At 47.4% G+C, this 26,710-nt stretch carries 23 protein-coding genes; 9 read left to right on the top strand and 14 right to left on the bottom strand.

The window, feature by feature from the left end:
* Positions 1 to 18: 18 nt before the first annotated feature.
* Genes mnmE through rpmH form a run of 5 tightly spaced genes read right to left on the bottom strand, consistent with a single transcriptional unit; the run spans position 19 to position 3,876 of the window.
* Positions 19 to 1,395 carry a tRNA uridine-5-carboxymethylaminomethyl(34) synthesis GTPase MnmE gene (gene mnmE, locus B2U97_RS05805; RefSeq protein ID WP_153849336.1) on the bottom strand — a complete coding sequence of 459 codons (1,377 nt, stop codon included), beginning with the start codon at positions 1,393 to 1,395 and terminating at the stop codon, positions 19 to 21.
* A 55-nt stretch (positions 1,396 to 1,450) separates the two neighbouring features.
* Positions 1,451 to 3,112 carry a membrane protein insertase YidC gene (yidC, locus tag B2U97_RS05800; protein WP_286823830.1) on the bottom strand — a complete coding sequence of 554 codons (1,662 nt, stop codon included), beginning with the start codon at positions 3,110 to 3,112 and terminating at the stop codon, positions 1,451 to 1,453.
* The gene (gene yidD / locus B2U97_RS05795) at positions 3,109 to 3,420 is read right to left on the bottom strand and encodes a membrane protein insertion efficiency factor YidD (RefSeq protein ID WP_011235861.1); all 312 of its coding nucleotides are present in this window, start codon (positions 3,418 to 3,420) and stop codon (positions 3,109 to 3,111) included. The genes yidC and yidD overlap by 4 nt, the downstream gene beginning before the upstream one ends.
* Entirely contained in the window at positions 3,372 to 3,749 is a 378-nt protein-coding gene (rnpA, locus tag B2U97_RS05790; protein ID WP_110012843.1) for a ribonuclease P protein component, read from the bottom strand. Before rnpA ends, yidD begins: the two co-directional genes overlap by 49 nt.
* A complete protein-coding gene (rpmH, locus tag B2U97_RS05785) occupies positions 3,742 to 3,876 on the bottom strand; it encodes a 50S ribosomal protein L34 (RefSeq protein WP_011235863.1) in 135 nt (44 codons plus the stop codon). Before rpmH ends, rnpA begins: the two co-directional genes overlap by 8 nt.
* Positions 3,877 to 4,281: 405 nt before the next feature.
* Between rpmH and dnaA the strand changes: the two genes are divergently transcribed.
* From dnaA to gyrB, 4 genes are read left to right on the top strand one after another with little or no spacing between them, the layout of a single operon-like run.
* The gene (dnaA, locus tag B2U97_RS05780) at positions 4,282 to 5,646 is read left to right on the top strand and encodes a chromosomal replication initiator protein DnaA (protein ID WP_114981832.1); all 1,365 of its coding nucleotides are present in this window, start codon (positions 4,282 to 4,284) and stop codon (positions 5,644 to 5,646) included.
* Positions 5,647 to 5,677: 31 nt separating this feature from the next.
* Complete coding sequence (gene dnaN, locus B2U97_RS05775) at positions 5,678 to 6,781, top strand: DNA polymerase III subunit beta (protein WP_011233266.1); 1,104 nt, start codon at positions 5,678 to 5,680, stop codon at positions 6,779 to 6,781.
* A 13-nt stretch (positions 6,782 to 6,794) separates the two neighbouring features.
* On the top strand, positions 6,795 to 7,859 hold the full coding sequence (gene recF / locus B2U97_RS05770; protein ID WP_286823835.1) for a DNA replication/repair protein RecF: 1,065 nt from the start codon (positions 6,795 to 6,797) through the stop codon (positions 7,857 to 7,859).
* Positions 7,860 to 7,874: 15 nt separating this feature from the next.
* Entirely contained in the window at positions 7,875 to 10,292 is a 2,418-nt protein-coding gene (gyrB, locus tag B2U97_RS05765; RefSeq protein ID WP_110012847.1) for a DNA topoisomerase (ATP-hydrolyzing) subunit B, read from the top strand.
* A gap of 90 nt (positions 10,293 to 10,382) precedes the next feature.
* Here the strand turns inward: gyrB and glyS are convergent, their stop codons facing one another.
* Positions 10,383 to 12,449, bottom strand: a complete 2,067-nt coding sequence (gene glyS / locus B2U97_RS05760) for a glycine--tRNA ligase subunit beta (RefSeq protein ID WP_286823836.1) — start codon at positions 12,447 to 12,449, stop codon at positions 10,383 to 10,385.
* Positions 12,450 to 12,461: 12 nt separating this feature from the next.
* Positions 12,462 to 13,382 (bottom strand): glycine--tRNA ligase subunit alpha, encoded by a 921-nt coding sequence (gene glyQ, locus B2U97_RS05755; protein WP_286823837.1) that lies wholly within the window; start codon positions 13,380 to 13,382, stop codon positions 12,462 to 12,464.
* 93 nt (positions 13,383 to 13,475) lie between these two features.
* Here glyQ and B2U97_RS05750 point away from each other — a divergent pair, with 93 nt between their 5' ends.
* Together B2U97_RS05750 and B2U97_RS05745 are read left to right on the top strand one after the other, a co-directional pair.
* Positions 13,476 to 14,075, top strand: a complete 600-nt coding sequence (locus B2U97_RS05750) for a DNA-3-methyladenine glycosylase I (RefSeq protein WP_110012849.1) — start codon at positions 13,476 to 13,478, stop codon at positions 14,073 to 14,075.
* A gap of 16 nt (positions 14,076 to 14,091) precedes the next feature.
* Positions 14,092 to 14,583, top strand: coding sequence for a GNAT family N-acetyltransferase (locus B2U97_RS05745; protein ID WP_110012850.1), 492 nt, complete (start codon positions 14,092 to 14,094; stop codon positions 14,581 to 14,583).
* Positions 14,584 to 14,601: 18 nt separating this feature from the next.
* Here B2U97_RS05745 and tusA read toward each other — a convergent pair whose 3' ends face one another.
* The 3 genes from tusA to fadB form a co-directional block, all read right to left on the bottom strand.
* Entirely contained in the window at positions 14,602 to 14,841 is a 240-nt protein-coding gene (gene tusA, locus B2U97_RS05740) for a sulfurtransferase TusA (protein ID WP_110012851.1), read from the bottom strand.
* Between the two features lie 267 nt (positions 14,842 to 15,108).
* Positions 15,109 to 16,272, bottom strand: coding sequence for an acetyl-CoA C-acyltransferase FadA (fadA, locus tag B2U97_RS05735; RefSeq protein ID WP_011233274.1), 1,164 nt, complete (start codon positions 16,270 to 16,272; stop codon positions 15,109 to 15,111).
* 20 nt (positions 16,273 to 16,292) lie between these two features.
* Positions 16,293 to 18,449, bottom strand: a complete 2,157-nt coding sequence (gene fadB, locus B2U97_RS05730; RefSeq protein ID WP_114981826.1) for a fatty acid oxidation complex subunit alpha FadB — start codon at positions 18,447 to 18,449, stop codon at positions 16,293 to 16,295.
* A gap of 135 nt (positions 18,450 to 18,584) precedes the next feature.
* On the opposite strand from fadB, the gene B2U97_RS05725 reads away from it, so the two are divergent.
* The 3 genes from B2U97_RS05725 to B2U97_RS05715 are packed head-to-tail and all read left to right on the top strand — an operon-like array spanning position 18,585 to position 22,514.
* Complete coding sequence (locus B2U97_RS05725; protein ID WP_286823838.1) at positions 18,585 to 20,534, top strand: transglycosylase SLT domain-containing protein; 1,950 nt, start codon at positions 18,585 to 18,587, stop codon at positions 20,532 to 20,534.
* Between the two features lie 11 nt (positions 20,535 to 20,545).
* Complete coding sequence (pepQ, locus tag B2U97_RS05720; protein ID WP_286823839.1) at positions 20,546 to 21,904, top strand: Xaa-Pro dipeptidase; 1,359 nt, start codon at positions 20,546 to 20,548, stop codon at positions 21,902 to 21,904.
* A complete protein-coding gene (locus B2U97_RS05715) occupies positions 21,897 to 22,514 on the top strand; it encodes a YigZ family protein (protein WP_286823841.1) in 618 nt (205 codons plus the stop codon). The genes pepQ and B2U97_RS05715 overlap by 8 nt, the downstream gene beginning before the upstream one ends.
* Here B2U97_RS05715 and trkA read toward each other — a convergent pair.
* From trkA to def, 4 genes are read right to left on the bottom strand one after another with little or no spacing between them, the layout of a single operon-like run.
* Positions 22,511 to 23,887, bottom strand: a complete 1,377-nt coding sequence (trkA, locus tag B2U97_RS05710; RefSeq protein WP_286823843.1) for a Trk system potassium transporter TrkA — start codon at positions 23,885 to 23,887, stop codon at positions 22,511 to 22,513. The genes B2U97_RS05715 and trkA overlap by 4 nt on opposite strands.
* The gene (rsmB, locus tag B2U97_RS05705) at positions 23,884 to 25,212 is read right to left on the bottom strand and encodes a 16S rRNA (cytosine(967)-C(5))-methyltransferase RsmB (protein WP_286823845.1); all 1,329 of its coding nucleotides are present in this window, start codon (positions 25,210 to 25,212) and stop codon (positions 23,884 to 23,886) included. The genes trkA and rsmB overlap by 4 nt, the downstream gene beginning before the upstream one ends.
* Complete coding sequence (gene fmt / locus B2U97_RS05700) at positions 25,209 to 26,159, bottom strand: methionyl-tRNA formyltransferase (protein WP_286823847.1); 951 nt, start codon at positions 26,157 to 26,159, stop codon at positions 25,209 to 25,211. The genes rsmB and fmt overlap by 4 nt, the downstream gene beginning before the upstream one ends.
* Entirely contained in the window at positions 26,159 to 26,683 is a 525-nt protein-coding gene (def, locus tag B2U97_RS05695; RefSeq protein ID WP_153849346.1) for a peptide deformylase, read from the bottom strand. Before def ends, fmt begins: the two co-directional genes overlap by 1 nt.
* Positions 26,684 to 26,710: the final 27 nt, after the last annotated feature.

Here is a 26,710-nt window from a genome sequence, read left to right as displayed (position 1 = left end):
TACGACTAAGAAAAAGCTTTATTTACCGATACAAAACGAACCAAAAATCTGGCCAAGGAGGTCATCAGAAGTGAATTCGCCGGTAATTTCATTGAGGTGCTGCTGAGTTAGGCGAAGTTCTTCTGCCAGTATTTCACCTGCCATATTGGCTTCTAACTGTTCCTGACCTTGCAGTAGATGTACTTTCGCTTTAGCCAGAGCCTCTAAATGGCGGCGTCTTGCCATGAAACTGCCTTCGGAGGTTGCACTGTAACCAACACAATGTTTTAGGTGTTCTCTAAGCAATTCAATGCCATGTCCTGTTTTGGCGGAAAGATGAATAACCGGAATGTTGTTGTGTTCATCTATACCCGTGGGCTCTTCCGATAAATCGACTTTATTGCGAATAACGGTGTAGGGCATGTCCTCGGGTAATTGTGCGAAAAATTCTGGCCAAATATCGTCGGGATGAATGGCAGAGGTTTCCTGACTGTCGACCATAAACAGCACGCGGTCAGCCTGGCGTATTTCATCCCAGGCGCGTTCAATACCAATTTTCTCAACATGGTCAGGGCTTTCGCGTAAACCTGCGGTATCGATAATATGCAGCGGCATACCGTCTATTTGAATGTGCTCCCGCAGAACATCGCGAGTGGTTCCTGCTATTTCCGTTACAATAGCTGATTCACGACCCGCCAGCGCGTTAAGCAAGCTGGACTTACCCGCATTGGGGCGTCCGGCAATAACAATGCGCATGCCTTCGCGCATGAGCGTGCCTTGCTTGGCTTCCTGTTCTATGTGGAACAGCTGGTCGATAATTTCAGCTAAATCGCCGGATACTTTGCCATCGGAAAGAAAATCGATTTCTTCATCAGGAAAGTCGATAGCCGCTTCAACGTATATTCTCAGGTGAATAACGGCGTCTACCAACTGATCAATTTTATGAGAAAACTCACCTTTTAGGCTTTGTAAGGCGGCTTTTGCGGCCTGCTCTGAGTTGGTATCAATTAGGTCGGCAATGGCTTCTGCCTGGGTGAGATCGAGCTTGTCGTTTAAGAATGCTCGTTCGCTAAACTCACCGGGACGAGCAGGGCGAATACCGGGAATTTCCAGTATTGCTCGAATTATCATATCGATAATAACCGGCCCACCATGGCCTTGCAGTTCTAAGACATCTTCTCCGGTAAAGGAGTTTGGACCCAGGAAAAAGAGCGCTATGCCTTCGTCCAACAGTTGTTTCTGTAAATCGTAAAACGGCAGGTACTCTGCTTTACGAGGCTTGGGGCAGTGACCTAACAGCTTTTCTGCAACCTCTTTACAGGCTTTTCCGCTCACGCGAACAATACCAACACCGCCGCGTCCGGGAGGCGTTGCCTGAGCTACTATGGTGTCGTCAAAATCTGTTTCAGTTTGCATTTTTGCTGCTCCCCAAAGGACTAAAGCCCGGCATTAGCCGGGCCTTAATGTTGGATTATTTCTTGTTTCGAACGTTAATCCCTTTCTTCTCTAAGCCCCGGTAAATGATCAGCATTTGCGCAATGGTAATCAAGTTACTGACCAGCCAGTACAGTACCAGACCCGATGGGAACCACAGGAAGAATACGGTAAAGATAACCGGCATATACTGAAACAGTTTCTGTTGCATTGGGTCAGCCGTCGGTGTTGGCTGCAGTCGCTGCATTAAGAACATACTGGCACCCATTAAAATAGGCAGGATGTAGTATGGGTCTTTGGTTGACAGATCCTGTATCCAGAACACAAAAGCAGAATGGCGCAGCTCAACACTTTCCAATAGCACCCAGTATAGCGCCAGGAAGATTGGAAGCTGCAACAGCATAGGCAGACAGCCGCCCAGAGGATTTACTTTTTCCTCTTTGTAGAGCTTCATCATGGCGCCTGACATCTTCTGTCGGTCGTCACCATAACGTTCACGCAGAGCCGTCATTTTTGGCTGCAGCATGCGCATCTTAGCCATTGAAACGTATTGTGCCTTAGTTAGCGGGAACAATAGCGCTTTAACAATAACTGTGGTCAGGATAATAGCCAGACCCCAGTTAATAACGATGCTTTGTAAGAACTGCAGCAGTTTGAATATCGGTTGAGCTAACCACCATAGGAAACCATAGTCGACGGTTAAGTCCAGATACTCGACGACTTCAGCCATAGCGTCTTGGTCTTTTGGACCCAGAAATACTTGAGACTCAATCGTTTTGGAGCTGCCTGGCTGAATATCAGTCATTGGATAAATGACACCGATAATTGCCTGGCTGCCATTGGCTACTCGAGAATAAAGACGATTTTGCTGACCTTGTTTCGGCACCCAGGCTGACACGAAATAGTGCTCAAGCATTCCGACCCAACCAGTTTGCGAAGTAACGTTCAGCTTTTTGTCCTGCATGCTGTCGAAATCGTATTTTTCGAACTTGTCTTCATCGTAGGAATAAGCTGCACCAAAATAGGTAGGCATGATCATACTGCCACTTTCGCCTGAGTGTACGGAACGTTTTAATTGGCCGTAAAATTGGGTTTCAAGCGTTTTGCTGGTGTTATTTTCTACTTCGTACCGAACATCAACAGTGTATTTTCCTGGCGTGAAGGTAAATACTTTACGATAAACAGCGCCGTTCTCAGCCGTATAGGTTAAAGGAACTTCAATAACCTCGCTTGTAGACTCGTAGCTTTCTTGTACGTAGTTATAAGAAGGGCGGCCGTCTTTGCCATCAATTCCGTCCGGGCCAATTAGGCCTGACTGAGCGACGTAAACGTTGTTTGAACTGTTTTGCAGAAGTTGAAAGCGTTCTTCAGAACCCTGAGTTTTCGCAAACTTGAGTAAGTGAGTCGAAACAACATCACCACCGCGGGTATCTATCTCAACATCTAACACGTCGGTGCGAACGTGAACTGTGGTTTCAGCCCGCTGAGCTACAACCGGCTGATCACTTTCCGGGACGTCTGCCGAAACGGCTGAACTGCCTGAGGGCACATCGCTGTTTTCAGCGTTATTGCTCGATTGTGTTGAGGTAACGTTTTCAGGTGCTTTTGTTCCGGGTGCGGTTTCCACCATCCAATTCTGGTATAGGAAGAAAGACACCACTAAAAAGGCAATAAATAATATCGTGCGTGGCGAATTCATAGTGATTTCGTCTCTGTTGGCTGATTTAGTAAAGATTCGGATTCGCTGTTATTTTCTGGCTTGGCGTCTTGCTTAGCAAGTGGAACCGGGTCGTAGCCGCCCTCATGAGCTGGGTGACATTTACTGATTCTTACTGCAGCAAGGCCAATGCCACGGATTGTACCGTGTTTTTGTATGGCCTCACAGGCATAATGTGAGCAAGATGGATAAAAACGACAACGCGGGCCCAGCAGTGGACTGATAAACCACTGATAAACCTTTATGAACGCGATTGGTATTGTTCGCAACGCTTTGCTAATTTTCGCCATAAATAATTCAACGTATCCCGTAATGCGGCGTTATCCTGCTCGACAATACCCTGCTTAGCAATAATTACAATGTCGAAAGCGGGAATTTTATGTTGGCTTAAACGGAAGGTTTCACGTATTTGTCGTTTTATGCGGTTTCGGTCAACTGCGCGCTTAGCTCGCTTTTTGCTGACGGTAACACCAATACGTGGATGGCCTAACTCATTGGGGGTTGCCAACATAGTGACATGAGCAGTAACGGCTTTTACAGGAGGGTTTGAGAATACAGTCTGGAAATGAGAGGGAGTTAACAGACGTAACTCCCTTCCGTATGAGATACTTTTATGCACTCAGTACTTTACGACCACGTGCACGGCGACGAGCCAGTACTTTGCGGCCATTTTTTGTTGCCATGCGAGCACGGAAACCGTGTGAACGCTTGCGCTTTAATACGCTTGGTTGAAATGTTCTTTTCATAACTAATATTCCATCGGTCAGTTTGCTATTTCCCACGCTGGCCGAATAAGTTGAAACCAAACGTGAACGGAATTTTTTAGAGCGCGGATCTTACCGATCTTTTCTCGTTGAGTCAATGACCAGAGGCTTTTTTAGGCAATAAATCCTAAAATAATATCATCCACAATCTGTTGAGATTATAACATTAATAATGTGGATAAAATAACAGTTATTCACTATTTGCTTTATTTTCCGATTTTGAGGCAATGTGGCCTTTTAAGCAATTTATGCGCCAGTTTTGGTTTCAATGGCTATTTTTTAACTCCTTTATTGACGCTGTTTTCAGGCAGTTTATGCTAGCGAATATTAGCTGAGTGAAGTACAATCTTTGGTTATGTTTATAAAGAAACGATCCAGGAGAAGAGTGTGAATAATTCGCTTTGGCAACAATGTGCAGAGCGACTGCAATCGGAGTTACCGTTACAGCAGTTCAACACGTGGATCAGACCCCTACAAGCCAAACTCAATGGCGAAACATTAACCTTGTTTGCTCCGAATATTTATTCGGTAGACTGGGTGCGTGATAAATACCTGAAAACCATTAATACCTATTTAGAAGTTTTGTGCGATGACAAAGTGCCTAACGTGGTTTTAAAAGTTGGGGAAGCGTCGCCGACACAACGTGACAGCGGCTCACCGCAACGCGCAGCTGCAACCCGCAGAAAAACACCTAACTTCTCATCAGGTAACACCGATGTGGAAGTGCCTTTTGAAAGCAATATTCATCCGGAATACACCTTCGATAACTTTGTTGAGGGTAAATCAAACCAGTTGGCGCGTGCGGCCGCTATTCAGGTGGCAGAGAATCCTGGCGGCGTTTATAACCCTCTGTTTGTTTATGGTGGTACCGGTTTAGGTAAAACTCACCTTTTGCATGCGGTTGGTAATGGCATTATGGCGCACAAAAAGGACGCCAAGGTGTTTTACATTCGGGCTGAGCGTTTTGTGCAGGACATGGTGAACTCTATTCGTAACAGTTCAACCAACGAGTTTAAGCGTTACTATCGTTCGGTCGATGCGTTATTGATTGATGACATTCACTTCTTTGCGAATAAAAAAGGTTCGCAGGAAGAGTTTTTCCATACCTTTAATGCGTTGTTGGAAGGTAACCAGCAAATTATTATGACCAGCGATCTTTACCCGAAAGAAATAGACGGAGTAGAAGATCGGTTGAAGTCACGTTTTGGCTGGGGTCTTACCATTGCCATTGAGCCCCCGGAATTAGAAACCCGGGTGGCCATTTTAATGCGTAAAGCTGATGAACGTGGTTTGCATATGCCTCACGAAGTGGCGTTTTTCATTGCTAAACGTTTGCGTTCAAATGTTCGGGAGCTGGAAGGCGCATTGAACCGGGTTGTGGCTAATGTGCAACTCACAGGACGGCCTATAACTATAGACTTTGTCCGTGAAGCTTTGCGTGACTTAATTGCCGCCCAGGAAAAATTAGTTACTATTGATAATATTCAGAAGACGGTAGCGGAATACTACAATATTAAGTTAGCCGATATTTTATCAAAACGCCGTAGCCGTTCTGTAGCGCGCCCTCGCCAGTTAGCAATGGCATTAGCTAAGGAATTGACTAATCATAGCTTACCGGAAATAGGCGACGCGTTCGGCGGTCGTGATCACACAACGGTTTTGCATGCTTGTCGGAAGATACAAGAATTAAAAGATGCGCAGCACGACATTAAAGAAGATTATCGAAATCTAATTCGTACATTGTCGTCATAAAAGTATGTCGTTATAAACAGGGGACTCAGTCATGAAATTTTCAATTAACCGCGATGCTTTTTTAAAGCCGCTGCAGGTTGTAAGTGGCGCTGTTGAACGGCGGCATACCTTACCAATTTTGTCGAATTTGTTGCTTCAGGTCGATAATGGTCAGCTTAAACTAACCGGAACAGATCTTGAGGTTGAACTGGTTTCGGCTGTACCGCTCGAGTCGGCGGATATGGATGCGGCTGTTACAGTGCCAGCGAAAAAGTTGCTGGATATTGTGCGCAGTCTGCCTGAAGGCTCGACCATCGAGTTTACCTCGCAGGAAGACAGTGCCACAGTCAAATCTGGTCGCAGTAAATTTAAATTGAGTACCTTATCTTCAGATGACTTTCCAAATATCGACGACTGGAAAAGCGATATCCACCTGGTAACTGAGCAGGCGGTATTAAAAGATTTAATGTTGAAAACGCATTTCTCCATGGCGAATCAGGACGTGCGTTATTATTTAAACGGCATGTTGTTCGAAACTGATAACGGCATGTTGCGTTCCGTAGCGACCGACGGCCACCGTTTAGCCATGAGCACTTGTGCTATTGATCAGCCAGGTTTGGCCCAACGCCAAGTTATTGTTCCGCGCAAAGGCGTGGTCGAGTTACTTCGGTTGTTAGGTGACGACGACCAGGAAGTGTCAGTGTCGATAGGAAACAACCATATTCGCGTGGAAACACCAGAGCTTGTTTTTACAAGTAAGCTGGTAGATGGTCGTTTTCCTGATTACCGTCGCGTTTTACCTAGCGGTGGAGACAAAGTTATTGTTGCCCATCGCGATGCGTTGCGGCAGTCCTTTGGGCGAGCATCTATTCTCTCTAATGAAAAGTTTCGCGGTGTGCGTTTGAATTTGAGTAGTGGTGAACTTTGCATTACGGCAACGAACCCCGAGCAAGAACAAGCGGAAGAAGTGATAGAAGTGGATTATCAAGGCGATGATCTGGAAATTGGCTTCAACGTTAGCTATTTGCTAGATGTCTTAAATAACATTGATGACGAACAAGTTTCTTTTACTCTGTCTGACTCAAATAGTAGTGCATTAATTGAACCTCAGCATGACGAGTCTTGCTGTTACGTTATTATGCCGATGCGTTTGTAACCCTGCCTCGTAAATGTTCATTGAGACGTTGAATTTAAGCCACTTCCGAAATTTCTCGGAAGTGGCTCTATCTCCCAGCCCCAAAATTAATATCATAACCGGCGATAATGGTTCCGGAAAAACCAGTTTGCTTGAAGCTATCTATTTACTCGGTTTTGGTCGTTCTTTTCGGCCGGGTGGTTTTCGTCAGTTGATTAAAGAAGGGAAACCGGGCTTTACTGTATTTTGCCGTTCCCAAGATTACGCTATAGGTGTAAAACGCAGTACCGATGGTGAACAGTCGCTTAGGTTGAATGGCGCGAACGTTCAGCGCATGTCTGATGTTGCTCGTTTGGTGCCGGTACAACTATTAACACCTGAATCCGTCGATATATTGTTGGAAGGTCCAGGACAGAGAAGACAGTTTATAGATTGGGGAGTGTTCCACGTGGAACACTCCTTTTATTCTGACTGGGTTGCGTACACTCAGCTCCTAAAACAAAGAAACAGTTTACTCAAGCAGCGCTCGCTTCCTGTAAGAGAAGATCGATATTGGAAAGAGCAGTTAGCCTATTATGGCGAGCGCATTAGTAAAAGTCGCGAAAAATACCTAGAAGAACTGAATGATTATATACAAGAACTAGCGAAATCTTTTCTCTCCGATGTTACAATGGAGGTTCGATTAAAATCGGGCTGGGATACTAGCCAAAGCTTATTTGACGCCTTAGAAAGCCATACAGAGAAAGATAAGAAATACGGCTTTACCTCAGTTGGGGCACATAAGGCAGATATAAAAGTGATAGCGGACGGGGTGGAAGTAAAACATCGCCTGTCTCGCGGACAATTAAAGACCGCGATAACCGCTTTAAAGTTAGCGCAAGGGAAGCATTACCAAAAAATAAAAAGGCAACCCTGCATTTATTTAGTCGATGATTTAACGTCAGAGCTTGATTCAAGAAACCAAGCGTTACTCTGTCGTGAGTTAGAAAATCTAGACGCACAAGTGTTTATCACCGCAATTACTGGAAAGCAGTTGTCGGATAAATTTCAAAAATCACCCCGAATGTTCCACGTGGAACATGGGGTAATAAACGAATGATATCGAGATAATACTATGGAAGAAAATAATTACGGTTCATCGAGTATCAAGGTTCTGAAAGGGTTGGATGCGGTTCGTAAACGCCCAGGCATGTACATTGGTGACACGGATGATGGAACTGGTCTGCACCACATGGTTTTTGAAGTTGTCGATAACTCTATTGACGAGGCCTTAGCGGGTCACTGTTCAGAAATTATGGTTATCATTCACTCTGACGGTTCTGTTAGTGTGAAAGATGATGGTCGTGGAATTCCAGTTGATATACATGAAGAAGAAGGTGTTTCAGCTGCTCAGGTTATTATGACCGTACTGCACGCTGGCGGTAAATTCGACGACAACTCTTATAAAGTGTCTGGTGGTTTGCACGGGGTTGGTATCTCTGTTGTAAACGCGCTATCTGAAAAGCTGCAGTTGACCATTCGTCGACAAGGCCAGGTTTACGAGCAGACTTATCATATGGGTGAGCCTGACAGCGATGTAAAACCTGTTGGCGATACCGAAACAACAGGTACAGAACTGCGTTTTTGGCCAAGCCACGAAACTTTTACCAATACTGAATTCCACTACGATATTCTGGCTAAGCGCCTGCGCGAACTCTCGTTCCTGAATTCAGGTGTTGGTATACGGTTGCGCGATGAGCGTGACGACCGCGAAGATTTATTTAAATACGAAGGCGGTATTGCTGCCTTTGTTAATTATTTGAATAAGAACAAAACGCCAATTCACCAAAAAGCTTTCTATTTCACAATACAAAGAGAAGACGGTATTGGTGTTGAAGTCAGTATGCAGTGGAATGACTCATTCCAGGAAAACATCTATTGTTTTACCAACAACATTCCGCAGCGTGATGGTGGTACACACTTAGCCGGCTTCCGTGCCGCTCTGACGCGCACACTGAACACCTACATGGAGAAAGAGGGTTATAATAAAAAATCAAAAACCTCTGCAACGGGTGACGATGCGCGTGAAGGTCTGACCGCCATTATTTCTGTTAAAGTTCCTGATCCTAAGTTTTCGTCTCAAACAAAAGACAAGCTGGTTTCTTCAGAAGTGAAGTCGGCTGTTGAGCAGACAATGAACGAGCAGTTAGCGGACTATTTACTAGAAAACCCGGGCGAAGCAAAACTTATTATCAATAAAATTATTGATGCAGCAAGAGCTCGTGAAGCCGCTCGTAAAGCACGTGAAATGACACGCCGTAAAGGTGCTCTGGATATTGCGGGCTTACCTGGTAAGTTGGCCGATTGTCAGGAAAAAGACCCGGCACTGTCTGAACTTTATATTGTGGAGGGTGACTCTGCAGGCGGTTCCGCTAAGCAGGGTCGTAACCGTAAAAACCAGGCGATTTTGCCACTTAAAGGTAAAATTCTTAACGTAGAAAAAGCGCGTTTTGACAAAATGCTGTCTTCTGTCGAGGTTGGTACATTAATTACTGCTATGGGCTGTGGTATTGGCCGTGATGAGTACAACCCGGATAAAACACGTTATCACCGTATTATTATTATGACGGATGCCGACGTTGACGGATCACACATTCGTACTTTGTTATTGACGTTCTTCTATCGTCAAATGCCTGAAATTATCGAGCGCGGATATATCTATATTGCTCAGCCCCCGCTGTACAAAGTGAAGAAGGGCAAGCAGGAAGTTTATATTAAAGATGACCCTGCGTTGATTCGCTACTTAACCAGTTTAGCTCTGGATAATGCATCTTTACATGTTAACGAAACCGCACCAGGTATTTCTGGTGAAAAGCTCGAAACTTTGGTTAACGGCTATCAGATGGCGCAGGAAAATATTAAGCGTTTAAGTCGTCGTATGCCTGAGCGTTTCTTACAGCGTCTGTTCTATGCGCCTCGTTTAACGGATGATCGTTTGAAAGATAAAGATTACATGGAGAAGTGGGTTAAAACATTAAACGATGACCTAACTGCCCGTGAAATTAATTCGGCAACTTATACCGTTTCTTTGCATGAAGATACTGAACGCAAGATGTGGTTACCTTCGACGACGATTCGTCAACACGGTGTCGACACAGATTACCCGCTGAACTATGAATTCTTAATGTCTAAAGACTACGAACAAATAGTGACGCTTGGCGAAGAGATCGACTCTTTGGTTGAGCCGGGTGGCTATGTGCTTCGCGGTGAGAAGAAGCAGCCAGTTACACACTTTGTTGAAGCTGTGGAATGGCTTATTGGTGAATCCAAGCGAGGTTTATACGTTCAGCGTTATAAAGGTCTGGGCGAAATGAACCCTGACCAGCTGTGGGAAACTACGATGGACCCTGATACTCGCCGTATGCTTCAGGTAACTATTGAGGACGCTATTGGCGCTGACCAGCTGTTCACCACGTTAATGGGTGACGAAGTTGAACCACGTAGAGCCTTTATTGAATCAAACGCTCTTAAGGTTGCTAACTTGGACGTCTAGGCTTAACAGCGACATTAGCAAGCAACAGGCAACAAAAAAGCCGGCTCATGAAAATGAAGCCGGCTTTTTTATTAAAAATCAAAGCGTTAGTTACTGAAGCAAAGAAATATCCGCTATTTCCAAGAACAGCTGACGCAAGCGAAACAACAAGTTCAGGCGGTTAATACGGACTTTATCGTCATCGGCATTGACCATGACATGTTCAAAAAACGCATCCACAGGCTCTTTAAGCTCAGATAAATGCGTGAGGGCGTCACTGTACTTACCATCAGCAATAAGTGGCTTAACAGCGTCTTCTGTCTGTTTAACCAAACGATAAAGTGTTGTTTCAGAATCTTCCTGTAGAAGAGTTTCATCCACGTTACCGGATATCTCTTCGTCTGATTTTGCCAGGATGTTACCTACCCGTTTATTGGCTGCGGCAAGGCTGGCAGCAGAATCCATAGACTTAAATGACTGAACCGCCTTTACTCTTTGGTCGAAGTCCGTTGGCTTAGAAGGGGAACGGGCAAGTACCGACTGAATAACATCGACGGTAATGCCTTGATCCTGATACCAGGGACGAAAACGACCGAGTAGAAAATCGAAAACATCAGTAGCGACAGTGTTATTCGATAGCTTGTCACCAAAGCCTTCGACGGATGCCGCTAACAGTTCATGTAAGTCTAATGAAAGCTTACGTTCTACCAGAGTACGCAACAAACCAAGAGCGGCACGGCGCAGAGCGAATGGGTCACGGTCACCTTTAGGTACCTGACCAATACCGAATATCCCAACCAGCGTATCCAGTTTGTCTGCTAAAGCGACGGCACAAGCCTCTCGTGTCAAAGGCAGCTCGTCGCCCGAAAAACGAGGCCAGTAGTGCTGTTCTATTGCTTCGGCGACTACTGGGCTCTCACCGTCGTTCAACGCATAGTGTTTACCCATAACGCCCTGGGTTTCAGGGAACTCAGAAACCATATCGGAAACCAGGTCAGCCTTACACAGCAGCCCGGCTCGTTCTGAGGCTTTTACGTCGGCAGTTAACTGGTTTGCAATTTTTCCGGCTAACACCGATATGCGGCGCGCTTTGTCACCAATACTGCCCAGTTGTTTTTGGAATAGAACCGAATCCAGTGCAGCAACTCGCGATTCTAAAGCCGTTTTCTTATCAGACTCAAAGAAAAACTGTGCATCCGCCAGGCGAGGGCGAACGACTTTCTCGTTACCCTTAATAATCTGCTGAGGGTCACGGCTTTCAATATTGGTAATGAAAATAAACTGTGGCAGTAAGTTACCTTTGCCATCTTCCACCGGAAAGTAACGTTGGTCATCTTTCATGGTAACGATAAGCGGTTCTTTTGGTACCGCGAGGAAACCTTGATCGAAACTTGCCGTTAAAGCAACGGGCCATTCCACAAGGGCTGCAACTTCCTCAACTAACTCGTCATCCTGAATAACCTGGCCGCCGAGTTCTGAGGCAAGACGTGATACTTCCGACTGAATGGTTTCAATACGCTCTTCGAAGTTAGCGATCACTTTCGCTTGAAGCAGCTTAGATAAGTAATTGTCGACATGATCGAGCTCAAAACCTTGGGGCGAATGAAAGCGGTGGCCCTGGATAAAACGAGCACTCTTCGTTTCCAGAATTTCGGCTTCAATAAGTTCGCTGCCCAGCATGACTGTTAGTGTGTGCACCGGACGAATAAATTGCGCGGTGCTGTCGCCCCAACGCATCGGCTTCGGAATAGGAAGGGCTTTAATTGCTGCCTCCAAAATACCCTGAACTAAGTCAGCCAGCGCCTGACCCTTTACTGTCGCTTTATGCAGTAGCCATTCGCCTTTTTCGGTTTTAAGGCGGTCAGCCTGTTCTACCGTAATGCCGTTTGAACGTGCCCAGCCTTCAGCTGCCTTAGTCGGTTTACCAGAGTCGTCAAAAGCCACATTCACTGCTGGCCCGCGCTTCTCCGCCTCTTTGTCCTGCTGTTCGGTTTCAACTTGTTTTACCAGAACGGCCAGTCGGCGAGGGGTTGCATAAGCCTCAATATTATCAAAATTCAGTTCGGCGCTTTTTAAGCCTGACTCAATACCCGACTTTAAGCTGTCACGCAGCGACTTTAAGGCTTTTGGAGGAAGCTCTTCAGTACCTAACTCAATTAATAAGTTTTCTTTTTGCACGGCTCGCTCTCCTTAGTTCGCTGCTGGTTTGTTTTTATTGTCGGCTAAAGGGAAGCCAAGAGCTTCGCGCGCCTGGTAATAGACTTCGGCAACGGCTTTCGCCATGGTTCTGACACGAAGTATGTAGCGCTGTCTTTCGGTTACAGAGATAGCGTGTCGGGCATCCAGTAAGTTAAAGGCGTGAGATGCGCGCATAACCTGCTCGTACGCGGGTAAAGCCAGAGATTTTTCAATTAGCAGTTCACATTCTTTTTCGCAGTCGTCGAAGCGGCGGAACAGCACATCAACGTCAGCGTATTCAAAGTTGTAAGTCGACTGCTCAACTTCGTTCTGATGGAAAACATCCCGATACAAGATTTTACCGCGCGGGCCGTCGGTCCAGACCAGGTCGTAGATGCTGTCCACGCCCTGAATGTACATAGCTAAACGCTCAAGGCCGTAGGTGATTTCTCCGGCCACGGGGCGACATTCGATACCGCCTACCTGCTGGAAATAAGTAAACTGAGTGACCTCCATACCGTTAAGCCAGACTTCCCAGCCCAGACCCCAGGCACCCAGAGTAGGCGATTCCCAGTTGTCTTCTACAAAGCGTATGTCGTGAGTTAGTGTGTCAAAGCCCAGCATTTCTAAAGACCCCAGATAAAGCTCCTGAATGTCCTTAGGCGATGGTTTCATAATGACCTGAAACTGATAATAGTGCTGCAGGCGGTTCGGGTTTTCACCATACCGGCCATCGGTCGGGCGGCGGCAGGGTTGCACATAGGCAAAACTGGCTGGCTCCGGACCTAATGAGCGCAGAAAGGTCATTGGATGAAAGGTACCCGCGCCCACTTCCATATCCAGTGGCTGAACCACGGCACAGCCTTGCTGAGCCCAGTAATCCTGAAGAGCAAGAATAAGCCCCTGAAAGGTTTTCACATCGTACGTCGACATACGCATTCTCTGCTTTGTTATTTGTGGTTGACCGAAGGTCGAGAAATATGCGTAGATTATACCCTCTGAATCGCCTTGGTTATAGGGGAAGGTATGACAAATAATCAGCCAGAACGGTGTTCCTGGTGTGAATCTACTGACGACTACCGTGCTTATCATGACAATGTGTGGGGGCGTCCGGTAAGCGACCCGATAGAACTTTTTGCCAAACTGTGTCTGGACGGGCAGCAGGCGGGGCTTAGCTGGTTAACCATTCTGCGTAAACAGGCCGGCTATGAGAAAGCCTTTTTAGGTTTTGACCCACAAGCTATCGTGGCAATGAGTGACGCTGATCGTGAATTGTTGTACAGCAACCGTGATATTATCCGTAGCAAGGCCAAAATTGATGCCATTTTTACTAACGCTGAAGCGTATTTAAGAATGGAAGAAAAGGGCGTCAAATTTGAGCGGTGGTTATGGGAGTTTGTAGGCGGCTCACCGATTATTAATGAGCACCAGGCGCAAAGTCAGATCCCAACAGAAACAGAAGCTTCCCAAAGCATGGCAAAAGCGTTAAAAAAGGAAGGCTTTAAGTTTGTCGGACCGACCATTTGCTATGCTTTTATGCAAGCAGTTGGTATGGTGAACGACCATGTTACTAGCTGTCATTGTTATCAGCCTGTTGCTGACCAAATGAAACAGTTTACGTTGTAAAATGAGCGAAGGAAGAATGATAGAAATTACTCTTGCGGATTACAGCAACCCCAAACACCGCAATGCCGTTATTGCTATGTTAGATGCTTATGCCAAAGACCCAATGGGTGGCGGTGAAGGCATATCAGATGAAGTTAAAGAAAGCCTCATAGATGAAATGGCAAAGCGAGGCCATGTGTTTTCTTTGCTGGCCTACGATGGTGACACTCCGGTTGGCGTTGCAAACTGTGTAGAAGGCTTTTCAACCTTCGCAGCAAAACCGTTAATGAATATTCATGACATAGCCGTCATTCCAGAGTACCGGGGACAGGGCGTTGCGCGTAAACTTCTTGAAGAAGTGAAAACACTTGCAGAGTTCCGCGGTTGCGTGAAGCTGACACTGGAAGTGCTTGAGAACAATGACCGGGCGAAAAAAGCCTATGAGAACTTCGGCTTTGCACCTTATGAATTAGGTGACGTAGGTCAGGCCGAGTTTTGGGAAATGTACTTGAATAAAGACAAAGCCTGACATCTAAGCATCAGGCTATTAATGAGATTTCCTAACCCAGTAGCGGTAGGGGATTTCTTCGGTTTCAGAACCAACCAATTCATGCTCCATAAACTCGCAAAAGCCCGGAATATCCCGGGTTGTTGCGGGATCATCCGCAAAAATCAGCAATACCTCTCCAACCGACATTTTGCGAATAGCCGCACGAACTAACATTACGGGCTCTGGGCATTTAAGGCCTAAGGTATCGAGTTCTTTGTCGCAGTCAATTTGAGTCATTATGTTCAAGTAGAGATTAATGGGGCAGCTGGGTAGTTTAACACTTTCGCGCTTAATAGGTGAGGGGGAGTGATGGATTGCGCCGCTGTTTGTTGGCGGGAAAGACTCAGAAACTGTCTGCAGCCATGGATGGCTGCAGTCAAGCCCCCAGGGATGGGTTCACGGCGTGTTTCTGAGTCTTTCCTGACAATAAAAAGGGGCGAGCCTTCGCTCCCCCCTTCCTCTGAGCAGTTAAAGTGTTAAACCGCCCTAATTTTTCTGTTTCTTTTAAACGCGTTCGAAGACAGTAGCAATACCCTGGCCAAGGCCAATGCACATGGTTGCTAAGCCAAGCTTCGCGTCTTTCTCTTCCATTAAGTTGATTAGCGTGGTTGAGATACGAGCGCCAGAACAGCCTAATGGGTGACCTAAAGCGATAGCACCGCCGTTCAGGTTCACTTTTTCTTCCATCTTGTCGAACAGTTTTAAACCTTTAAGTACAGGCAGCGACTGTGCGGCAAAGGCTTCGTTCAGTTCAACAACGTCGATGTCATCAATAGACACACCAGCACGCTTCAGCGCTTTTTCTGTTGCCGGAACCGGTCCGTAACCCATAATGGATGGATCGCAGCCTGCAACGGCCATTGAACGGATTTTAACGCGTGGCGTCAGACCCAGTTCTTTGGCTTTGTCAGCAGACATAACCAACATGGCTGCGGCGCCGTCTGACAAGGCTGACGAGGTACCAGCGGTTACCGTACCGTTAGCAGGGTCAAACACTGGGCGAAGCTGTGACAAGCCTTCAGCAGTGGTTTCTGGGCGAATCACTTCGTCTTCAGTAACACGTACCAGTTCGCCGTCGGCGTTGTGGCCATTCATTGCGTAAATCTCTTTAGCAAAGCGGCCTTCAACCGTCGCCTCGTGCGCTTTTCTGTGAGAGCGTGCACCAAATTCGTCTTGTTGTTCGCGGGTAATACCGAACTTACGAGATAACAGTTCAGCGGTCATACCCATGCTGCCAGAGGCTTTCGCTACAGACTTGTTCATGCCCGGGTGAAAGTCAATTCCGTGAGTCATTGGTACGTGACCCATGTGCTCAACACCTCCAGCCATAAAGATATCGCCGTCGCCGTTCATAATAGCGCGCGTAGCGTCGTGCAATGCCTGCATTGAAGAGCCACACAAACGGTTAACCGTTACACCGGCCACTTTATGCGGAATACCGGCTATTAATGCTGAATTACGCGCAATGTTAAAACCTTGCTCTAAGGTTTGTTGTACACAACCCCAGTAAATGTCTTCCAGCTCTTCCGGGTCAACTTCCGGGTTACGCTCAAGTAAGCCCTTCATCAGCGCAGCTGAGAGGTCTTCGGCACGAGTATGGCGGAAAACACCATTTTTTGAACGCCCCATTGGCGTACGAATACAATCTACTATGACGATGTCTTTCATTTTAATAACCTCCTCAAGCCTTACTTCGCGCTGGTTGTGTCAAAGTAAGATTTACCGGCTTTAGCCATTTCGCGCATGCCGTCGGTAACCTGATAAATTTCACCCAGGTGCGCGTACTTGTCTGCCAGTTGAATAAAGTTGTCCATGCCAAGCGTTTCCAGATAACGGAAAGGGCCGCCGCGGAATGGAGGGAAGCCTAAGCCATAAAGCAGCGCCATGTCTGCTTCGGCAGCAGAGCCAACAATGTCTTCTTCCAGACAGCGAACCACTTCGTTCACCATAGGGATCATGCAGCGCGCAATGACTTCATCAGCATCCAGTTTCTTGCCTTGCTCACAGCCTAATAGCTCGTAAGTGGCAGGATCCGCTTCTTTGGTTGGCTTTCCTTTTTTGTCGGTGCCGTAAACATAGAAGCCTTTGCCGTTTTTCTGACCGTAACGCTCAGCAGCTGCCAGTTTAGCAATGGCGCTGGACTCGTCGCGTTTCATGCGGGTCGGGAAGCCTGCTTCCATAACAACGGTACAATGATCAGCTGTGTCAATACCAACAACATCGCTTAAGTACGCAGGACCCATTGGCCAACCGAATTGCTTCTCCATAACCTTGTCGATGCCGACGAAATCAACGCCTTCATCAACCATGCCAGCAAAGCCTGCCAGGTAAGGGAATAATACGCGGTTTACTAAGAAGCCCGGGCAGTCGTTAACAACGATAGGAGTTTTGCCCAGCTTAAGTGCATAAGCGACTACCGCATTAACAGTGTCATCTGAGGTTTTCTCGCCACGGATAATTTCAACCAATGGCATTTTGTGTACCGGGTTGAAAAAGTGCATTCCGCAGAATTTCTCAGGGCGCTTCAGGTTTTTAGCCAGTTCAGTAATAGAAATGGTCGAGGTATTTGAAGTCAAAATGGCATCATCGCCAATTACGCCTTCAATTTCAGCCAGCACCGAGCCTTTAACTTTCGGGTTTTCGACAACGGCTTCTACGACAATATCGACGTCTTTGACTGCGTCATTCAGCAACGTAGGCGTAATAGAAGACAAGATTTTAATCATCTTCTCGTTGTTTACCTTACCGCGCTCAACACCTTTTTTCAGGATCTTGCCGGCTTCTTTCATGCCTAAGTCTAAAGCGTCTTGCTTAATGTCTTTCATAACAGCCGGTACGCCTTTAAGCGCTGACTGGTAAGCGATACCGCCGCCCATAATGCCGGCACCTAAAACACCTGCTGTCTTAATTTCTTTGGTTGCTGCTTTAGCGTATTTTTTCGACTTACTTTTAACTGCCTGATCCGCCAGGAAGATACCAACTTGAGCCTGACAAGCCTCGGTTTGGGTGAGGTCGAAAAACGCGTTGTTTTCAGCTGTTAGCGCGCCTTCACGATGCTCGCGGGCACCGTTTTCAATGGCTTCTAAGGCTTTATGAGGCGCCGGGTAATGTTTGCCTGCTTTTGCCGTAATCATGCCTTTGGCGGTAACCAGCGACATCATCAGTTCGGTGTCGTTAGCTTTCAGCGGCTCTAACTTAGGCTGGCGCTTGGCTTTCCAGTCCTGCTGGCCGGCTGCTGCGGCTTTAGCTAAGTTGAGTGCGGCTTTAGTCAGGTTTTCCGGTTCAACAACCGCATCCACAGCACCAACTTTCAGCGCATCAAGGGCTTTGTTGTTTTTACCTGTGGTTATCCACTCAAGCGCGTTGTCCGGACCAATCACGCGAGGTAAGCGCATGGTGCCGCCAAAGCCAGGGATAAGACCCAGTTTAACTTCTGGCAGGCCGATAGTTGCTGTGGTGTCCGCAACACGGTAGTCACAAGCTAACAATGCTTCACAACCGCCGCCCAGTGCGAATCCGGTTACGGCTCCAACGGTTGGAACTGGCAGGTCTTCTAATTGATCAAACACGCGTGAGGCTTTTGCCACCCAGCTGCGGGTTTTTTCCTGATCAGAGAATAGCGTCAGGAACTCGGTAATGTCAGCGCCGACAATAAAGGTCGACTTGCTGCTGGTAACAATAACGCCACGTAAATCGTCAGTGTTCTGTAATTTTGTCAGTGCTTCACTGAATTCTTCTAATGTAGCCTGGTCGAATTTATTAACCGAGCCTTTCGCATCAAATTGTAATTCTGCGAAACCTGGTTCGATAAAATCGACCCGAATGCTTTCACCTTGATAGATCATCTTGGGTCTCCCACGACTTCCATTAATTTGTTGCTATAAAGAAACTGATTCTGCTATAGCTTTGGGTTAAGGTAGACAGAGTTTGGCGCGAATACGCCAATTTTTCAACGGTTATTTAAACATGCGTTTGAATCAATGAAAAAGCAGTCGTTTATCATACGTTACAGTGCGCCATTGTTTTTCGTGTTGTTCCTGCTAAGCAGTGGTGCGGTTCAGTCTGAACCTGTTGATACAAAACAACGGGAGCAGCAGCGTGAGCTATTCAAAAAAGCGGAGTACGCGGCTAAACGTGGCCGCTTGGGCGAATACCGGCTATTACTTGAAAAGCTGGAGGGTTATCCTTTAGTGCCGTATCTGGAATTGGCCCGGCTGGAGCAAGTTGGATATCTGGCCAATGAAGACCGCGTGCTGGATTTTCTCGAAAAGTATGAAAAGACTCCCCTCGACTGGCAATTAAGACAACCGTGGCTTACCTATCTGGCGGGACAAAATGAATATTCACGCTTTATTCGGGATTTCCGGCATCCGGGAACCCTAACTCATCGTTGTCAATTTATAGAGTCTCAACGTAAAACGGGTTTGGGGGACGGGCCTTTTAGGCGGCAGGTGGATGCTATCTGGAAGCATGGATTTTCGCTTCCGTCGGCTTGTGACCCTATTTTGGACGAATGGACGAAGTTGGGTGGGCGCACCGAAGAAAAAGTGTGGGAACGATTGGAATTGGCTGCTGAGCACGGTAACCCGACTCTGCTCCCGTATTTAACCGGTTTATTGCCTGAATTACAGCAGTATCTGGGTGAGTTTTATCACAAGGTGAGGTATTCACCCGCCGCTATAGAGGACGACTCCTGGTACAAGGGGCGCTATCCTGGTAAAGAGGCGCAAATAGTTACCTATGCTTTAACCAAGCTGGTTTGGCGTGATGAAAACATTGCTCTGCGAAGCTATAAAAAGCTGAGTTCACAACTGCCCTTTACCGAACAGCAAGAGGGCCGCATCGCCGAAGAGTTTGCTGTTGCATTAAGCTTAAATTCTCATCCCGAAGCTCGTGTCTGGCATGACCGCGTTCCGGTAAACGCGTTAAATGAACGAGTTTTACAGTGGCGTTTGGCTATTTATCTTAAGGACAAAGATTACGAAGGCCTGAGAGATGCGATCCAAAGTTTGCCGGTTGCCATTCGGCAGGGCAATCAATGGCGTTACTGGCTGGCACGCTCACAGGAGATAACCGGTAACGCTTTGGCCGCACAAGAGTTGTATGAAGATTTAGCCGATGAGCGCCATTACTATGGATTTCTGGCGGCCGCGCGACTGCAGAAGCCGGTGAGTCTTGAACAAGAGAAACTTGAAGTCAGTGTTGTTCAGCTTGAGCAAATTCGTAATCATCCTAGCGTGCAACGTGCGTATGAACTGATTCAACTGGAGCGTTGGGTCGACGCCCGGCGCGAATGGAACCATTTATTGACGCAGCTTGATGGCGAGGAGCAAAAGGTTGCGGCATATCTCGCCAGCGAGTGGGGATGGCACGATCAGGCAATATGGACATTAGCGCAAATAGGGCATTTTGACGCTGTGGGCATTCGTTTCCCTTTAGCCTACAAAGATATATTAGGGCGGGCGTCACAGGCTGCCGGAATTGATGAAAACTGGGCTTTAGCTATTACGCGCCGGGAAAGTAACTTTCGGCACGATGCATATTCAAGTGCCGGTGCAAGGGGACTAATGCAGATTCTGCCTGGTACCGCAAAGCAACTGGACACTAAAAACAATAGTTGGCGGCGGTTAAACGACCCCGCTGTCAATGTGCGCCTGGGCACTGACTATTTAAGCCGGTTGAAACACCGTTTTGAGAATAATTGGTTATTAGCTACAGCCAGCTATAATGCAGGCTACTATAGAGTTAAGGAGTGGTTGCCTGACGAACCTGTTGCTGCCGATGTGTGGGTTGAAACCATTCCGTACCATGAAACCAGAGATTATGTAAAAGCAGTATTGAGTTATCAGCAAATTTATAGGATGTTGGGTGGTAACGAGGATAATCTATTTGAGCAAGTTGTTGATATGACAATTGTTGATACTGAATAAGGCGATCCAATATGACTGCGACAGCAGATTTGTGGCCGTTGTTTCCTGACCATATAAAGCAGCTTCAGACTCGTGCTGAACGACTTTTTAAACGAGAAAATTTAGATTTAGTTGCCATTCATTCGGGCCAGCAAAAACGTTGGTTTTTGGATGATATGAACTATCCGTTTCGTGCGAACCCTCACTTTAAGGCTTGGTGTCCGGAAACTCAGTTGGCTAATGCCTGGGTTATTTTAAAGCCGAACACCCGGCCAACCTTAGTTCTATTAAGTTCTCCAGATTTTTGGCACACGACAGCAAGCCTCGAGGGAGCTCCTTGGTTAGAAGAGTTCCACGTGGAACACATCAGTTCACCAGAGGCCATTGAAAAACTACTTCCTTACGATAAGAAAAGCGCGGCTTACCTTGGTGAACATATTGAGGTTGCCAAGGCTCTGGGTTTTGAGAATATAAACCCAGATCCTGTTCTTCACTTTTTTCATTATCATCGCTTGTTTAAAACCGACTATGAAATTGCCTGTTTGACCCAGGCAAACCATATTGCGGCTGAAGGCCATATTGCGGCCGCTGACGCCTTTTTTAACGGTGAGTCGGAGTTTGATTGTCTGCTGAAATATATGGCGGCTACTCGGCAAGGGCAGAACGAAGTGCCTTATAATCACATTATTGGACAAAATGAAAACGCCAGTGTTTTGCATCACTGGATGCCTGATAAAAAAGCTTCAGGCTCGCTTAAGTCGATGTTGGTTGATGCGGGTGCTGAGGTTTGTGGTTATGCCGCCGACATTAGCCGTACCTGGTCTAAACAACATAATGAATACGAAGAGCTGATAGCTGCACTTGACCAAATTACATTGGCTTTAATTGATAAAATGAAGCCGGGCGTTGAATTCCCGGCGCTGCACCAGTTGGCTCATGAACAAATTGCTAATGTGCTTTTTGCTTTTGGTTTTGTCAGTTGCAGTCCTGAACAAATGATTGAAGACGGAATAACCACGGTATTTCTTCCGCATGGCTTAGGGCACCCCTTGGGCTTGCAGGTACACGACGTTGGTGCTGCGCAGGCTGATGAAAGAGGCACGCCGATAGCGCCACCCAGTGGTCACCTTACGCTAAAAACCACTCGTACCGTAGAGCCCCGACAGGTTTATACCATTGAACCCGGAATCTACTTTATTGAGCCTTTGCTGCAGAAATTAGCGAATTCACGCAATAAGCATTTAATTAACTGGCGCAGAGTGGATGAGTTTAAACCCTTTGGTGGAGTGCGAATCGAGGATAATATTGTGGTTTACCGCGAGCGAAATGATAACCTTACACGCCGAACCACATTAGATGCTTACGTGAAAAAGGTTACCCGTCTTGCATGATCAGGATTACGACATTCCGGCTTCGGAAACGGAAGTCGAAATAGAGGTTAAAGGCAGCCGCTTTATTGCGTGCCTGGCACATACAGCAAACGTCGACAGCGCATCAGAGTTTCTGGCCGTGATAAAAAAGCGCTGGCCTAAGGCCTCTCACTATTGCTCTGCGTCGCTTTTTTCAGCACCTAATAACAGCCAGAGTATGGCCTACAGCGACGACGGAGAACCCTCGGGAACAGCGGGGCGACCTATGCTTATGGCGCTACAAAATAGCGGCGTCGGCGAGGTTACCGCTATAGTCGTGCGATATTTTGGTGGGGTGAAATTGGGAACGGGCGGACTTCAGCGAGCCTATACCGACGCGACAGTCGCCGCATTAGCTGAGCTTGAAAAAGAGCAAAGGGTTTTTAAACAATGCTTTCAGTTAAACTTTGCTTATACTGACCAGGGCGATGTTGAACCGCTTTTGCTTGAGGCCAATGCTGAAACGGAATCTTCGGAGTACGAGGAAAGTGTGCGGCTTAAGGTGTTGCTACGCCCCGTGAATGTTGGGGCGCTGCAGAAGAAGCTACAAGCTGCCACCCGTGGCCGGGTGCAGTTGAAAGAACTGGACTAAAAGAACATAGCACTTGGCTGGAAGACTTTTTCAACCTGATCAATGTACTTTTTATCCAGCAAGAAAAGAATCACGTGGTCGTCGGAGTGAATGATGGTTTCACTGTGCGCCATAAGCACTTCTTGTCCCCGGACAACCGCACCAATGGTGGTTCCCGGCGGAAGCTTGATATCTTTAATGGCTTTACCCACCACTCGGGACGTGTCTTCATCACCATGTGCAATTGCCTCAATAGCTTCGGCGGCACCTTTTCGTAGTGAGTAAACGTTAACAATATCGCCACGGCGTACGTGAGTTAGTAGAGCTGAAACAGTCGCACGTTGCGGTGAAATGGCAATATCAATTTCGCCTCCCTGCACCAAGTCAACATAGGCGCTACGCTGAATGAGCACCATAGTTTTACGGGCGCCCATACGTTTAGCCAGCATGGCTGACATAATGTTCGCTTCGTCGTCGTTGGTAACCGCAATAAACACGTCGATGTCTTCAACGTGCTCTTCTTCCAGCAACTTTTGGTCGGACGCGTCACCACGGAAAATTAAGGTATGCTCAAGGCTTTGCGAAAGCTCTTCCGCGCGGGTTTCTGAACGCTCTACTAGCTTAACCCGATGATCAACTTCCAGTTGTTTCGCCAGGCCGGCACCAATGTTGCCGCCACCAACAATCATTATTCTGCGGTATTTGTCTTCCAGCTTTTGCAGTTCCTGCATTACGGTACTAATGTGGCGGGTGTCGGCAATGAAGAAAACTTCATCATCGGCTTCGATGATTGTGGTTCCGGTAGGGCGTATAGGCTTACCCTGACGATAAATAGCCGCAACCCGGGTGTCGATATTGGGAATATGTTCCCGCAGTGTTGAGATAGCATGGCCAACGAGCTTCCCGCCGTAGTAGGCCTTTACTGCGACCAGGCTGGCTCGTCCGTTGGCGAACTCCATCACTTGCAGTGCGCCGGGGTAATCAATAAGTCGGCGAATATAGCTGGTTACCAGTTGTTCCGGTGAAATAATGTGGTCAACTGGGGCATCCTGATTATGAAAAAGCTGATCTTTATAGCGGATGTATTCTTCAGAGCGAATTCTGGCTATTTTCTTTGGCGTATTAAATATCGAGTAAGCAACCTGACAGGCAATCATATTAGTTTCGTCGCTGCTGGTTACTGCAATAAGCAAGTCCGCATCGTCGGCACCCGCGCGACGTAAAACATCAGGGTGCGCTCCGTTACCAACGACGACCCGCAGGTCATACTTATCCTGCAAATCGTCCAGTAAATCGTTGTTGGTATCAACTATGGTGATATCGTTACGTTCGCCAACCAGGTTTTCTGCTAATGTGCCGCCAACCTGGCCAACACCGAGTATGATAATTTTCATTCGACTTTTTTCAATCTCGCGTAAAAGAAACCATCCCCGTTATGTTCACCCGGGAGCAGTTGCAGAGTTTTCTGCTTTTCATCAATAGGTATCAGACTAGCACTCGATTGCTGTTTTAGAAAAGACTCAATTTGAGTTTGGTTTTCCTGGCTTAGAATAGAGCAGGTTGCGTAAAGCAGCTCTCCGCCGTTTTTAAGTAAAGGCCAAAGCGAATTTAGTATTTGGTTTTGCAATTGTGCGAGCTCATTAATGTCCTCAGCGCGACGCAGCCATTTAATATCAGGGTGGCGGCGTATTACGCCTGTTGCAGAACATGGGGCATCCAAAAGTATGCGGTCAAACTGCTCGCCGTCCCACCAGTCACCAGTTGCAGCAACATCGGCGCAATGAACTATGGTACTTAAACCGGCGCGCTCCAGGTTTTCGTCCACTCGCTCAAGGCGTTTAGCATCAATATCAATAGCCTGAACCGGTTGTTCAAAGTCGTTTCGCTCTAGCAAATGTAGCAGTTTGCCTCCCGGAGCGGCGCAACAATCGAGTGCGCGGTGGGACGCTTTTACGTTCAGGTAATCCGCAGCCAGCTGCGCCGAGCGGTCCTGCACCGATGCGTGGCCCCGGTCAAATCCCGGAAGCCTTTCAACCGGAACAGGTGAATGCAGCCGAATAGCATCGTCAGCCAGAGTGTCGCCTTCGGCAGCAATACCACTGTCTTCCAGTTGTCTTAAATAGTCATCGCGATTGAAAAAACGACGGTTCACGCGTAACCACATGGGTGGGTGTGCGTTGTTCTCTAAAAGAATGTTGCTGGCTTGTTGTGGGTGGTCTGCCTGAATCGCATCAAACAACCAGCGCGGATGATTTTGCATCGCGTCAACAGGAAGATCGCGCTGCTGTGACTCATCTGCGATTGGTGCTTCGCGCAGTAATTGGCGCAGTATACCGTTTACCAGGCCTTTGTGATTACGTTTGCCCAGAATACGCGCCGCTTCTACTGTGGCGCTAACGGCAGCGTGGTCTTTAATACGAAGACAATAAAGCTGATAGGCACCTACCAGTAGCAAGTAGTGCAATACTTTAAGCTTACCTTTAAGTGGCTTATCCAGTTTAGCGCCAACCAGCTTGTTAAGGCTGGGCAGAACCCTTAAAACACCATAGCTAATTGCACTGGCAAGACGTTTGTCCGCGTCGGAGAGCTTGCCGGTGGCGTGGGGTAAGGCGGCGGAAAGCGATTCGCCTTTCTCTAATACATGAAAGAGGGCGGTTGCAGCGGCGGCCCGGCTATTTGCTCCCTGGCCACTGCTTTCTGATTGTTTTGGCTGGCTCATTGTAATTCCAGTCCCGGGCTAAAGACATTGCTATAGCCGTTAACCAATGTACTGGCTGGCTGAGCCTTTTTCCCCGGCATCTGCGCCTGAGTGATACGTAAAATACCGTCCCCGGTCACTATGTCGATACCTTCGTGGGTGCTATTAATAATCGTGCCCGGGCCTTTATTGCTGGCACCCTGAATAAGTTCAGCTGCGTGAATTTTTACTGTGTTCTGTCCGGCTTTTAAATGTTCTGACTGGCACCAGCTCATTGGCCAGGGGTTAAACGCTCGTACGCAGCGTTCGATAAAGGCCGCCGGTTGTGTCCAGTCTATTTTACCTTCCTGCTTGGTCAGCTTTTTCGCATAAGTGGCATTGGCGTCACTTTGCGGCTTAGCCTGGCTCTGATAGCCGTCGAGATCTTGCAATACTTTAGTTAACGCCTCAGGCCCCAGGCTTTCAAGCTTGTGATAAAGCGAAGCCGAGGTTTCGTCCGGACTGATGGCGCAGCGCTCTTCGTGCAGCACCGGACCGGTATCCAGGCCGGCTTCCATTTGCATAATGCAGACACCGGATTCTAAGTCGCCAGCCCATATCGCGCGTTGAATTGGAGCGGCACCTCGCCAGCGGGGTAACAAAGAACCGTGCACGTTCAGGCAGCCTTTCGTAGGAATATCTAATACTGCCTGCGGAAGCAGTAAGCCGTAAGCCACCACAACCATGACGTCAGGTTTTAGCTCGGCTAGTGCAGTCTGATCCTCTTCTGATTTTAGGGACTCGGGCTGATAAACAGGAAGCTGATGTTCGAACGCAAGCTTCTTAACTGCACTGGGTTGTGGCTTTTTGCCTCGTCCTGCAGGCCTGTCGGGCTGGGTATAAACACCCACTACCTGATGAGATCCATCAAGCAGTTGCTGTAAGTGTTGCGCTGCAAAGTCCGGAGTACCGGCAAAGACAATTCGCATTATTGTGCTTCCGCCGCTTGCTTCTCGGCTAAACGTTGCTCTTTCTCAAGCTTTTTGCGAATACGCTCGCGTTTCAGCGGCGATAAATAATCAACAAAGAGTTTACCGTCTAAGTGGTCAATCTCATGCTGAATACAAATGGCCAGTAGCCCTTCAGCAGAACGACTGAAACGCTCACCGTTTTTATCCAGTGCCGTAACGGTAATTTTCTCAGCGCGTTCAACTTTGGCGTAAACGCCGGGAAACGACAGACAGCCTTCATCGTTCTTAAAGTGGCCTTCTGCTTCGGTAATTTCCGGGTTAATGAACACCAGCGGTTCGTTTTGATCTTCGCTGCAATCAGAAACAAACAGCCGTCTGTGCACGTCAACCTGAGTTGCCGCAAGGCCTACGCCTTGTTCTTCGTACATGGTTTCAAACATATCGTCGATAACCGAGCGGATATTGTCATCTACCTTTTCAATCTTCTGTGCGACTTTGCGCAAACGTTCGTCCGGATATTGCAGAACCGTCATTTTTGCCATTAGAACCTCCAATTCTTCATCTACCCT

It is taken from the genome of Idiomarina sp. UBA3176 (assembly GCF_002364295.1).
Classification (GTDB): Bacteria; Pseudomonadota; Gammaproteobacteria; order Enterobacterales; family Alteromonadaceae; genus Idiomarina; species Idiomarina loihiensis.
Note: the sequence above shows the minus strand (reverse complement) of the source record. Positions and strands in the feature narration are given on the sequence as shown.

What these genes read in the sequence shown, in the direction of transcription:
- mnmE (WP_153849336.1), bottom strand. Translation starts at nt 1,395, where the DNA reads ATGCAAACTGAAACAGATTTTGACGACACCATAGTAGCTCAGGCAACG.
- yidC (WP_286823830.1), bottom strand. Translation starts at nt 3,112, where the DNA reads ATGAATTCGCCACGCACGATATTATTTATTGCCTTTTTAGTGGTGTCT.
- yidD (WP_011235861.1), bottom strand. Translation starts at nt 3,420, where the DNA reads ATGGCGAAAATTAGCAAAGCGTTGCGAACAATACCAATCGCGTTCATA.
- rpmH (WP_011235863.1), bottom strand. Translation starts at nt 3,876, where the DNA reads ATGAAAAGAACATTTCAACCAAGCGTATTAAAGCGCAAGCGTTCACAC.
- dnaN (WP_011233266.1), top strand. Translation starts at nt 5,678, where the DNA reads ATGAAATTTTCAATTAACCGCGATGCTTTTTTAAAGCCGCTGCAGGTT.
- recF (WP_286823835.1), top strand. Translation starts at nt 6,795, where the DNA reads ATGTTCATTGAGACGTTGAATTTAAGCCACTTCCGAAATTTCTCGGAA.
- gyrB (WP_110012847.1), top strand. Translation starts at nt 7,875, where the DNA reads ATGGAAGAAAATAATTACGGTTCATCGAGTATCAAGGTTCTGAAAGGG.
- glyQ (WP_286823837.1), bottom strand. Translation starts at nt 13,382, where the DNA reads ATGTCGACGTACGATGTGAAAACCTTTCAGGGGCTTATTCTTGCTCTT.
- B2U97_RS05750 (WP_110012849.1), top strand. Translation starts at nt 13,476, where the DNA reads ATGACAAATAATCAGCCAGAACGGTGTTCCTGGTGTGAATCTACTGAC.
- B2U97_RS05745 (WP_110012850.1), top strand. Translation starts at nt 14,092, where the DNA reads ATGATAGAAATTACTCTTGCGGATTACAGCAACCCCAAACACCGCAAT.
- tusA (WP_110012851.1), bottom strand. Translation starts at nt 14,841, where the DNA reads ATGACTCAAATTGACTGCGACAAAGAACTCGATACCTTAGGCCTTAAA.
- fadA (WP_011233274.1), bottom strand. Translation starts at nt 16,272, where the DNA reads ATGAAAGACATCGTCATAGTAGATTGTATTCGTACGCCAATGGGGCGT.
- fadB (WP_114981826.1), bottom strand. Translation starts at nt 18,449, where the DNA reads ATGATCTATCAAGGTGAAAGCATTCGGGTCGATTTTATCGAACCAGGT.
- B2U97_RS05725 (WP_286823838.1), top strand. Translation starts at nt 18,585, where the DNA reads ATGAAAAAGCAGTCGTTTATCATACGTTACAGTGCGCCATTGTTTTTC.
- pepQ (WP_286823839.1), top strand. Translation starts at nt 20,546, where the DNA reads ATGACTGCGACAGCAGATTTGTGGCCGTTGTTTCCTGACCATATAAAG.
- trkA (WP_286823843.1), bottom strand. Translation starts at nt 23,887, where the DNA reads ATGAAAATTATCATACTCGGTGTTGGCCAGGTTGGCGGCACATTAGCA.
- rsmB (WP_286823845.1), bottom strand. Translation starts at nt 25,212, where the DNA reads ATGAGCCAGCCAAAACAATCAGAAAGCAGTGGCCAGGGAGCAAATAGC.
- fmt (WP_286823847.1), bottom strand. Translation starts at nt 26,159, where the DNA reads ATGCGAATTGTCTTTGCCGGTACTCCGGACTTTGCAGCGCAACACTTA.
- def (WP_153849346.1), bottom strand. Translation starts at nt 26,683, where the DNA reads ATGGCAAAAATGACGGTTCTGCAATATCCGGACGAACGTTTGCGCAAA.